Annotated in this window: 10 protein-coding genes; 3 read left to right on the top strand and 7 right to left on the bottom strand. The window is 40.3% G+C overall.

What is annotated here, in order from left to right; all coding sequences use genetic code 11:
* Positions 1-126: 126 nt before the first annotated feature.
* Positions 127-1,326: a cupin domain-containing protein gene (locus F8S12_RS04055; RefSeq protein WP_196514964.1), complete on the top strand. Its 1,200-nt coding sequence runs from the start codon at positions 127-129 to the stop codon at positions 1,324-1,326.
* A gap of 169 nt (positions 1,327-1,495) precedes the next feature.
* Here F8S12_RS04055 and F8S12_RS04050 read toward each other — a convergent pair whose 3' ends face one another.
* Positions 1,496-3,679 carry a recombinase family protein gene (locus F8S12_RS04050; protein ID WP_196514962.1) on the bottom strand — a complete coding sequence of 728 codons (2,184 nt, stop codon included), beginning with the start codon at positions 3,677-3,679 and terminating at the stop codon, positions 1,496-1,498.
* A gap of 78 nt (positions 3,680-3,757) precedes the next feature.
* Between F8S12_RS04050 and F8S12_RS04045 the strand changes: the two genes are divergently transcribed.
* Positions 3,758-5,086 carry a proton extrusion protein PcxA gene (locus tag F8S12_RS04045; RefSeq protein WP_196514960.1) on the top strand — a complete coding sequence of 443 codons (1,329 nt, stop codon included), beginning with the start codon at positions 3,758-3,760 and terminating at the stop codon, positions 5,084-5,086.
* Between the two features lie 293 nt (positions 5,087-5,379).
* Here F8S12_RS04045 and F8S12_RS04040 read toward each other — a convergent pair whose 3' ends face one another.
* Genes F8S12_RS04040 through F8S12_RS04030 form a run of 3 tightly spaced genes read right to left on the bottom strand, consistent with a single transcriptional unit; the run spans position 5,380 to position 5,966 of the window.
* The gene (locus F8S12_RS04040; protein ID WP_196514958.1) at positions 5,380-5,574 is read right to left on the bottom strand and encodes a DUF6887 family protein; all 195 of its coding nucleotides are present in this window, start codon (positions 5,572-5,574) and stop codon (positions 5,380-5,382) included.
* Positions 5,571-5,747 carry a DUF6888 family protein gene (locus F8S12_RS04035; protein ID WP_196514956.1) on the bottom strand — a complete coding sequence of 59 codons (177 nt, stop codon included), beginning with the start codon at positions 5,745-5,747 and terminating at the stop codon, positions 5,571-5,573. The genes F8S12_RS04040 and F8S12_RS04035 overlap by 4 nt, the downstream gene beginning before the upstream one ends.
* Positions 5,748-5,759: 12 nt before the next feature.
* Positions 5,760-5,966: a hypothetical protein gene (locus F8S12_RS04030; RefSeq protein WP_196514954.1), complete on the bottom strand. Its 207-nt coding sequence runs from the start codon at positions 5,964-5,966 to the stop codon at positions 5,760-5,762.
* 207 nt (positions 5,967-6,173) lie between these two features.
* On the opposite strand from F8S12_RS04030, the gene mltA reads away from it, so the two are divergent.
* Positions 6,174-7,466 (top strand): murein transglycosylase A, encoded by a 1,293-nt coding sequence (mltA, locus tag F8S12_RS04025; protein ID WP_196514952.1) that lies wholly within the window; start codon positions 6,174-6,176, stop codon positions 7,464-7,466.
* Between the two features lie 145 nt (positions 7,467-7,611).
* Here the strand turns inward: mltA and F8S12_RS04020 are convergent, their stop codons facing one another.
* The 3 genes from F8S12_RS04020 to F8S12_RS04010 all read right to left on the bottom strand — a co-directional run.
* Positions 7,612-7,845 (bottom strand): DUF3134 domain-containing protein, encoded by a 234-nt coding sequence (locus F8S12_RS04020; protein WP_196514950.1) that lies wholly within the window; start codon positions 7,843-7,845, stop codon positions 7,612-7,614.
* A gap of 201 nt (positions 7,846-8,046) precedes the next feature.
* Complete coding sequence (locus F8S12_RS04015) at positions 8,047-8,475, bottom strand: hypothetical protein (RefSeq protein WP_196514948.1); 429 nt, start codon at positions 8,473-8,475, stop codon at positions 8,047-8,049.
* 637 nt (positions 8,476-9,112) lie between these two features.
* Positions 9,113-10,735 (bottom strand): DUF4114 domain-containing protein (locus F8S12_RS04010; protein ID WP_230967774.1); only part of this gene is annotated, 1,623 nt, incomplete at its 5' end.

The following is a 10,735-nucleotide window of genomic DNA, read 5'->3' as shown; positions in this document are numbered from 1 at the left end:
GTAGGGGCAATTCATGAATTGCCCCTACACCTTGCGATATAATTTTGTACCGCATCTGAGTGGGAACCGCTATAACATTTAACTTAATATTCGTAATTGAGATAAAATATTAATAATAAATAATCTATGAATACCAACTATAAAATTACCAGTCTTATTTATCCTTATACCGTCGAAGAATTCTTTAAAACTTATTACGAAAAAGAGTATCTTTATATCCCTCGAAACCAGCCAGATTATTATGATGCCCTGATCAATGTAGACGACATTGATTTATTCTTTCAAAATAAAACTATCCCAAGTTCTCAACTCCGAGTAGCCAGCCAAGGCGATGAATTACTTGCTTATAAATGGACACATAAAAACTCATCTATTGCCAATAATGACACTCTCTTTAGTTTATTCAATCAAGGAAATACATTAATTATTAATGCCGGAGATAGGTCAATTCCCAAATTGATGAACTATTGTAGCGACCTAGAAAGCGAACTGAAAATTAAATTACAAACTAATATTTATATCACACCGTACAATGCTCAAGGTTTGGAATCCCACTACGATCGCCACGATGTGTTCATCTTGCAAACAATAGGATCTAAAATTTGGCGTTTATACAACACACCTGTAGAACTTCCTTCGCAAAAATTCCACTATTCTAAATACAAAGATAAATTTGAATTAGAACAACCTAAATTTGAAGTAGAACTCAAACCAGGTGATTTATTATATATTCCTAGAGGCATGGTGCATGATGCCTCCACAACAAATACTGCGTCGGTTCATATTACTTTAGGTTTATATCCTAACTCTTGGTTTGAGCTTTTGGAAGAACTTGCTGACTTGGCTGAAGACAAAGCTGAATTCAGAAAAGCTCTACCAAATGCCTTAATGAGCGAAAATAGTCAGCAAGAGTTTAAACAAGAGTTTCACAAGCTTGTTCAAGAGTTGATAGATAATTTAAACGTTGATCACTTAATATCGAGAAAATTTGAAGAGTACATAACTAATAAACGCTCAGAAGACCAAAATCGCTTTAAGGACTGCATTCAAGTCAACAAGCTAAATTTAAACTCAGTTCTCTCTAGACGAGAAAATATTAGTTTCAAGATTGATAAAGATAAAGAAAAAGTCTCTGTCAAATTCTACACTAAAACATTAGTTTTTCCTTTGTTTTTCTTACTTTCAATCAATACATTTTTGCAATCAAAACCCTTTCGTGTGAAGGATATTAATGGATTCCTTAGTAATGAAGAAAAAATCAAATTAGCAACTAAGTTTGTCCAAGAAGGTTTTCTCAAAATTGAGTATATAAATTCCGAAAATTAAGCGTGCTATCCTTTTTTTCTGACAAAGTTCACCAAGCTTAACCATCGCCAAGATAACATAGCGGTCTTATTGAATTAACCAGATCGTTCTTTTTCTCATGAAAATGTTCGACCTAGATTAGTCTATTATCCCTCTTTCAAGAAACATAGGGAGTGGGGAATAGGGATGTTCAATTAACAGTAGCCTCAGAAATAACCGTCACACAGGCATTTACTAACGGTAACAGTGGCCCTAATTGCTCTTGTCCATTCACGGCTAAATCGCTGTGACACAAATAAACTCTCTCAGATACACGAGACAGCAAATCTGTCAAAATCCTTTGCAGTCTTTGTTCTTCTGCCAATTTCTCATCTTCTGCTGTCCAAGGTTCGCCTAACCTGTCTCGCAGGAAAAACGGCGCACCAAACAAAGTCGCTGCACCACCTTTCGCCCATAGGGGTGAACCAGCATCCAGCCAAAAATGCCAACGGTGCGATCGCCTACTAGATCGGTATTGAAATATAGTTGCTAAGGTGACAGCTTTTCTAACTCCACCAATGGGACGCACCGGGTAAGGATTAGCGGTGATTGTACCACGTCGCAATAGTTGAATGAATTCGAGAATAGTTGTGTGAGGCGTTGTCTCAACTGGGGCAATTTGTCGTAACCTGGTGTCAATTTCCCAGTAGTGTTGGGCGGTTTCTAATAATTCCCGCAGTGCTGCTAGTTGTTCGTAGGGGAGATTGCTACCACTCCACAAAAAGCGCTGAATTGCTCTATCTAAGAGGGAAATAGGACTGGGAATTAAACGCAGTTCTTGTTGCGATCGCTGCTCTTCTAACCACTGTAATATCTCATTATAGGCTGTGGTCGCTGCATAGCCGATTCTATCCCAGCGCTCGAAGGATGATACCGGTAGCAAGTTGGGGCGATCGGGATGGGGTAAAAAGCAGTAATCTGCAATCAAACCAGCACGTACCGGATCAATGTCAGTAGAGACGCGATTAATCGCGTCTGTATAGGAGTTTTCTGGTAATTGTTGTTTCCTACTCAATACAACCAGCATTTCTGCCACCGCATCCCGATCTACCAAGCGTCCCAAGCCGGGATAAACTAATGCCAGCATGGTGAGCAATGCGCGAATGACGGGGGAACTAACTAAGGGACGTTGGTCATTAAGAGATTCTACTTGGATATTTTGCTTAACGAGGATTTCTACTAGAGTATAACGAGCGATCGCATCTAAACCTGGGGCAATAATCGCTACTTGTTCTGGTTGTACTTGCTGTGATTGGATGGCATTAGCAATTACCTCTGCTGTTTGTCGTAATAGTTGGGCGCGAGAGGTGGTTTGAATTGAGTGCACAATCTCAGGTAAACTCAACAGTACCATCGGTTCTGTGACTAATTCCACCATCTGTTTAGTGAGTTGCTCACCAAGGGACTCAGCAGGCGGACTGGTTAAAATTTCTACCCGACAACGCTCTGCTAAACCTTCTAGGTAGTTGGGGTCTGCTCCCAATCCCAATCGTACTGCACCGTCGGGATTGTAGCTAAAGGCGCCGACTGCACCTTGATCTAACAGCAAGTCAAACAAAAGACGCGCTACGCTAGGATAATCATCTACATCATCCGCCAGTACTGCCTGATAGCGTTTAGTTAGGTGCTGCTGGTAATTGCGATCGCTTAATAAATGCTGACTATAAAGTTCGGTAATAATCCCATAAGTTAGTAACCCTCTCTCTAAACACCAGTTACGCCAATCTAACAGTAAAGATGCCAGCAATTCCGGCTCTAAATTTGTGGTATTTTCCCCCAGACCTCTGGCTAAAATCTGGGCAATATCTTCGCAAGGTACACCACTGTAAGCTGCTAATTGCAATAAGTCTAGGATGCGACGCACCAGGCGAGACTCATTCACTCCCGCAAGACGTAAAATTTCTTCGTCTAATTGGATACACCAGAGTTTTGTTGCTAGCTCTTGCTCCGTTTCTGGCCGCAATCGTACAGGAAATTGTGCTTTTAGGTTTAATGAGTTAATTAGCAATGGCCAAAATAAAATAACTTCATCCTGAAAAAAACCTAACGGCGTCTTAGCACGAACTGGATATTTTCCTAAGGTAGATGTAATAATTATATCTCCCAATTCTCGACGATTATCATCATTGGCAGCTAAGACTAAAATTCCAGGTTCTGTTTGTTTAATATCTAAAAATTCGGTTACATGACCGCTTTTTCTTTGTCCTTGCTTTCTAGTATAAAATGATTCGATATATTCGTTTTCAGGTTGTACCCAACTACAAAATTGCTCTACCAGTCGCGCCGTCTTACCACTGCGGCTACTGCCAACAATCCAAACCGAATGAGAAACCACAAACTTTCTCCTTGTAGATTTGCTATTATACCTGGTGCGTTAACTTAAGGTTAAAAATCACCAAATAATTCTGGATGATTGTCCGCAATGAAAAACTCTGTTTTTAGCCAAAAAATCTATTCTTTCCTACTTGATACTTATCGATGGTACTTACAGACTCCTGAACGTTCTCTACATGAGGCTTACGATGCAGCATTAAAGATTAAGGAAATAGAAGACAAGCACTTCAATGGTAATAAAATAGACATTGATTTAGCTATGTACAGTAACAGTGTGATGGATTATTTTGAGTCAGACCTAAACAAGCTGTTAAAAACTGCCAAGATGCGGCTTACAGAGTTTAGAGCAAGTCGTTGGTTTTTAGATGAAGAGAATCAAAAAGCTGCTCAGAAAGTAGGTATAGAATATCCCAGTGCTTCTTTAGTTTTGGAAAAGCTAAACTTCATTGATCAAGTTACATCCAAATACACAACAATTCCTGAAAAAATAACTTCCAAAGCTTTAGTAGTCAAACCTCCAAGTCTACCAGTTGACTCTGCAATTACTCCAACGTTACCATCCAAAACATCAATTCAAGAGTTTGATAAAAAACCAAAATCAAAACTTAAAGCTGATACAATGGGCGTTTTACCCCGCTCTATTTTAAGTACTATTAGTCGTTTACAAGTTGAATTAGACCCTAATTCTGAACAAGAAGTAATTCAGAATTTTCGTCAGGCTCAAAGAAGAACGATAATATCTATCAGATTTATTTTACTATTAATTATAATACCACTTTTGACACATCAGATAGCAAAAGCTTTCGTAGTAAGTCCACTTGTTGATCAGTTTAGAGACACGGAGCAAGTACAGACATTCCTCAATTCAGAAATGGAAGAGGAAGCCCTTGCAGGATTACAAAGATTTGAAGAAAAACTCAAATTTGAAAATCTCATTAGTAATGCCCCTCCACTATCACTTGAACAGATAGAAATTGAAATGAGAAATAAAGCTCTTGTGATTGCTGAAGAATTTCATCGTCAAAGCTCTAATGCGATTAAAAATGTTTTTGCAGATATTTTCTCAGTTGTCGCTTTTATCTGGCTTTTGGTCGTTAGCAAGTCTTCTATTGCTGTGCTAAAAGATTTCTTTGATCATGTTGTCTATGGACTTAGTGATAGTGCCAAGGCATTTATCATCATTTTGTTTACCGATATATTTGTAGGATTCCACTCTCCTCATGGCTGGGAAGTACTCTTAGAAGGTATATCGCGCCATTGGGGATTACCAGCAAATCGAGATTTTATCTTCTTATTTATTGCCACATTTCCAGTGATTTTAGATACTATTTTTAAATACTGGATATTCCGATATTTGAACCGGATATCGCCTTCAGCAGTCGCCACTTACCGGAATATGAATGAATAAGATATTGGGCATTGGGAAAAATTTTTGTGTTGCAAAACAATTAAATTATTTTTGATTTTTGAATTTGAGCGAGGTGGGATAAATTTTTATGAAAGTGAATTTGAACTCAACCCAAAAGCTAGTGCGTGAAAAGCGATCGCTCTTGGGTTTTATTTTTGGTATTAAACGCATTGTCATACTCCTAGCAGCACAGCAATGAAGTATTACTGCCAAGCTATTAAAGCTCGTGGGTGGCAACAGCAACAATAGAAGTATTGCAGAGCAGGAAAATTTTTTCTTTCCTGCTCTACTACTTAACCTTGCCCAGGTGAAGAATTAATTCGCCTTTGTAATTCGGCTTCAAACTCCTCATCAGTGGTGCAAAGCACACCCGGACGCTCACTTAATTTGTCCATGTACTTATGAAATGCTTCCTTATCCTGTGGATGAGTCCTGACGTAACTCAATAATTGGGCGTCAGACATTGCATCAAAATTGATTTGGTTCACTTAACAAATACCTCCCCGTTGGGAAAGATTTCTACTTCAATTGTGTCTCCAATCAACACGAAAATTCGTTTGCTACGTTCGTCCATCCGAACTACGTTGATTGGCTGCATCAAGTTACTTGCTGCAACGCATCGGCGATACAGCGCTTGTAATTGTTTTGGCGTCGGTTCCAATTTCTCCTCTATTCAGTTATCTTCTTTTCTGTAGCCCAAGGTGAGGAAACGATGTCTGGACAAGCAGAACACCGCTTTTATTCCTCTGTTTGGGTGCGAATAACAAGTGTCTTCAGCAAGTGTTATTCGCGTTTTGGTGCGTAGGCGCAGCCCACCGTAGGTATCACCTACAGGCGATAAGCTACGCTTTTGGTAAGCTAAAACACATCTAATTTGCATATTTTGATTTTATCAAAATCTTGTGGGGTGGGCATCTTGCCCACCCTGATTATGCAACTTAAATGCCGATTAGCTTATCAGCGTAGTCAAAGACAAAAGCTCTAATTCTGTCTTTGACTGCTGGGTAAGTGCGATGCCCACTGCGGTAAATTACGCATTGATCATGACAATGCGATGTCTACAGCGATAAACTAATTTTGAATTTTGATGAAAAAAACACTTGCTGGGTTAGCAAAGCTAAACAAAGTTATCGCCATCAGCTTACCTGTGGTTTTTTCGATTTTGCTGGTGCGTATGCAATCTTTGGCGCATCGGGAACTCAGTCCGCCAGAATGTCGCGTGAAAAAATGGGAGCTACCAGTGTCATTGATTGCTAAAAATCAAAATGTACTTACACAAAAGCAAAAAGCACCATTAATCCAGAGGTTACCAGTTACTTGTTGTCAGGCTGATATATCTTGCCTAGATGAGGCTATCTATGGAAAAATAGCAGATAAAAAGGCACTTTTGACAGCTATAGAACACAGTCTCCAATACCTACAAACACCTAATGCTGTGGCTGCTTATCAAAACTATCAGGTGGCTGGGATTAAACATAATCGCGTGTTCAAAAGCTTGAAAAGATTTCGGGAATTGCTGATAAAAACTAATTCTGCAACAGAATTACATCAAGCCATAGAGCGGGAATTTGTTTTTTACCAATCAGTCGGTAAAGATAGCAAAGGTTCTGTTTTATTCACCGCCTATTATGAACCGCTTTATGTAGCTAGTCGCGTCCCCACAGCAGAATATCGTTATCCTGTTTATCGATTACCTCCTGATTTCAACTCCTGGACTAAGCCTCATCCTACGCGCGAGGAATTAGAAGGAGCAGATGGTTTACAAGGTGCAAAAGGGAAATTGAGAGGATTAGAGTTGTTTTGGTTTCGCGATCGCCTCGAACCATATTTAGCTCAAATTCAAGGTTCAGCTAAACTTCAGCTCACTGATGGGACTCAAACAACAATTGGCTATGCGGATAATATCGCTTACAACTACAAAAGTATTGGGCGAGAATTAGCGAATGATGGGAAATTACCGCTACAAGGTATGACTATGCCAATTATTCTCGACTATTTCCAAAAGTATCCCCAAGAATTAAATATTTATATTCCGCGCGATCGCAGCTTTGTTTTTTTTCAAGAAAATCACGGTGAGCCAGCCCAAGGTTCTATCAATGTACCCCTAACAGCAGAACGTTCGATTGCTACAGATAAATCTCTCATGCCCCCTGGTGCTTTAGCGTTGATTCACACTTCTGTTCCCTTTGTTAATCCTACCGGAAAAATGGAAGAGCGCATTGTTAGTCGTTATGTTCTTGACCAAGATACCGGAGGTGCAATTAAAGGTGCAGGTAGGGTAGATTATTTTTTAGGTACTGGTAAAATAGCAGGCGATCGCGCTGGTGTGACAGTCAGCAATGGACAATTATTTTATCTACTACTCAAGCCCCAGAATTAAACACACTCGCATTTGAATACTAAAGATTCCCGATTTCTCTAAAAATTCGGGAATCTTATCTTTTCAGCGTAAATGAAGTACTCATTCCAATTCAATGAAACGCTTGGGGTAAGTAATTACGAATTACGAATTACGAATTACCCTACTATGCTTCTAAATCCATCTCAGCATCGTCATCGTCATGATCATAAGGTATATCATCAAGATCGATCATTTCGGAGATTTCTTCTACTTCATTTAGATACTCAGATTCTTGATGTTCACGCTCTATTAAACGACCAGTTGACTTTAGCCATTCCAAAAGAATAAACTCATTACTTGTACGAATTACAGGCGCTCGCTGGTTACGAGGTTCTTCACGCAAAGGACTTATAGGCATAAAAAAAACTCACTTTGAATTATAGTTTACCCTGAAAAAACAGGAAAATTGTCCACTAGATTTAAAAGTCTTGTATAACAAGTCTTTTCTCAACAGATGAAATATGAACAATTGAGATTTTCATCTCAAGGCCGTCTAGTTATTTACCATTAAAATGTCTTCGCGTCAGTCTTAATAATAAATCTTCAAGCAGACGCGATTTCACAATGCATTTGGTAGCTTGGCGAGAGTTTCATACATATCAGAGGGCAATGCAGATAATCTGTTCGCTACAGCGACTGCATCAGCTAAGTTGCTAAATTGACATCGGACTATATCTTGTCCATTTCCTGAAGGGAAACGCTTCCTAGCTTTGTTAGATACAGCACAAATAATCGCTAAAGCTTTGGCGAATCCATCTTTTGTTAATATTGTTTCTTGAGCAAACCCTTCAACAGGGATAAGGCAAACCTCAAACCGATAGCCCGGTCTGGGAGAAACAGCTATGTCGATATATGGTTTATCTTCTTTCCTGATTCGGCGTAAATATTGGGCTGTCAAATTAGTATCATGCAAATCAGTCCCAAGAGCGTAAGTAAAGAAACAATCTTCTGTCAGTAATTCGGGACGGGTAATTATATCCGTTGGCATAAGTTCAAGTAGTATCTGTATGTTGTCTGGGTTGGTGACACACTTTGCTGTTCGTTCTTCTTAGCACATTTTTTGACAGTCAGATGCATCACTTTCACTTTATTGGGTAAATCAGCAATATAAAATAATATAAAACACCTCCAGAATCAAAGCGTGTAGAGATTTAGATTCGGATAGGCGTCCATATAGTCAGTCAGATGACCGAAAATATTTCTCAACATCTCTAACCATAACATAGTTGACGGTTAAACTTTTTTCAAGTACTTTGAACGATGGATATTCCGTCACCAAGAACAGTGGGGTTGTATTCAATTGCGACTTTTAGATAACTAAGTATATCTATTAATTAGCTTTAATTTTTACTAAGTATGATTGTAGCTAATATTGTTTGCGATCGCATCAAAAGTAAGGTGGGCAATGCTTACCATTTGCTCAGACTCTTATTTTAGCTTATGGCCACTGCCCATCCTAAGGTTATTGTGAATGTGATACCTTCAGGAACGGAGCCGGAAAACTCCGGCTCCAGCCAGAATCCAGAATTCTTGTAAAATCAACAAGCTATAGCACGCTTAATTTTCTTATTGATTATTAAGCTTGGATATCCAAGTCTTTTGAATTCTGGATTCTGAATTTTTACCTAGACAGTACTCAAATTAGCTCGGACAATAATATCATTGAAATCTTTATCACCTCCACCTGCTAAATCTTCAAAGCCAAAGGTGTTATTCCCTAGCAGACGAATATGATCTACCCTGTCAGCGTTAGCACCCAAGAATGAGAAGTAAACTGCTGGATCATTATTGGAATTGCTATCTAAAAGGGCATCTGGTCTGCCATTGACGATAAGGAATGGTGCAAAGATAGAACCAGGCTCGAAGGTGTCAGTAAAAGTTGCCGTACCTTGGTTGTTCACCGACAAGTCAATTCCTGCAACGCGCTGACGCACTGCGGCTTGAGCATAACCAGCTTGCCCAACAAGAATATCTGCTCTACCATCGCCGTTGGTGTCAATACCACCATTCTCATCAGCTACTTCATAGAATCCGACAAAATTGTCGAATACAGCTTCTCGGTTGACAACAAAATCAGCTCTCACCCGTTGTTGAGTATCCCGTAAATCAATAAATTCTCTTTCTGGCTGACCTTGTAAACTTGTACCCAAAGGTAATGGGTCATCTGTAGACTGAATGTTTACTACCAAATTCTGAAAGTCATTAGTGCTATTACCCGAACCATCTCTCCAAGCTAAGGAGAACGCATTGTTATTTAAAGTCGTAATCCTTTGATTTGATGGGCTAGAAAACAGTACGTCAGTGGTTGGTGTGACATTAGTCAGCACATTTTCCGTTGTACTGTTTCTGACTAAATAAAATCTCAGGTTAGTATCAGATGGGAATTCTAATGACCTATTTAGAGGACTGTTACTAAACCCATTGGGTAGATTGGCAATAGCTGAGAGAATCACCTGTCCTCGTTCTAAAGCTCTGCGGGCGTAACCTGCTTCACCCGGAGCAATACCGTCAATGTTGCCTGTAGCATCATCAACAGCATATACACCGAATTCATTCACCAGCCTAGAATTGCTGCCTGTGATAGCGACTTTGAGTGTTGCCGTACTATTGTCACCTTTGATATTAAAGACATCATTACCAATGTTTGTCAGTTGTGCAAGCTGTAAAGGCTCTGGCTCTGGCTCTGGCTCTGGCTCTGGCTCTGGCTCTGGCTCTGGTTCTGGTTCTGGCTCTGGTTCTGGCTCTGGCTCTGGCTCTGGCTCTGGTTGTGGAGTCCCAAAGATGACATAGCTTTGTCCCGCCCCAGATGCACCCACAAGCAAGTCGTCTGCACCATCATCGTTGATATCCCCAGCAGCACTGACTGATGTACCTGAGGAGTCATTAGGATTAATACCGTTGATGGCAAAGCCATCGTTCGGCTCAAGGTTGGAGAGGTCGAGGCTAGCACCAAAACCGCTACTGCTGCCAAAGACTACGTAGCTCTGCCCTGCACCAGAGATGGCAAAAGGTGCGCCAATAATCAGGTCAGCGATGTCGTCGTCGTTAACGTCCCCAGCCGCACTGACTGAGAAACCTGATAAGTCAGTGTCATTGACAATCCCGTTGATGGCAAAGCCGTTGCTGCCGTCCAAACTAGAAACCTCAAGGGTGGCACCAAAACCGCTACTGCTGCCAAACACCACGTAGCTCTGCCCGGAACCAGGTGCACCAATAATCAGGTCGTCGATGCTATCGCCGTTCACGTC

Source organism: Nostoc sp. WHI, from assembly GCF_015714725.1.
GTDB lineage: Bacteria > Cyanobacteriota > Cyanobacteriia > Cyanobacteriales > Nostocaceae > Nostoc.
This window is presented reverse-complemented; position numbering and strand designations above follow the sequence as displayed.

Bases quoted from the DNA above. Each gene is read 5' to 3' on its own strand.
- F8S12_RS04020 (WP_196514950.1), bottom strand. From the start codon at position 7,845: ATGCCTATAAGTCCTTTGCGTGAAGAACCTCGTAACCAGCGAGCGCCT.
- F8S12_RS04030 (WP_196514954.1), bottom strand. From the start codon at position 5,966: ATGCAAATTAGATGTGTTTTAGCTTACCAAAAGCGTAGCTTATCGCCT.
- F8S12_RS04055 (WP_196514964.1), top strand. From the start codon at position 127: ATGAATACCAACTATAAAATTACCAGTCTTATTTATCCTTATACCGTC.
- F8S12_RS04015 (WP_196514948.1), bottom strand. From the start codon at position 8,475: ATGCCAACGGATATAATTACCCGTCCCGAATTACTGACAGAAGATTGT.
- mltA (WP_196514952.1), top strand. From the start codon at position 6,174: ATGAAAAAAACACTTGCTGGGTTAGCAAAGCTAAACAAAGTTATCGCC.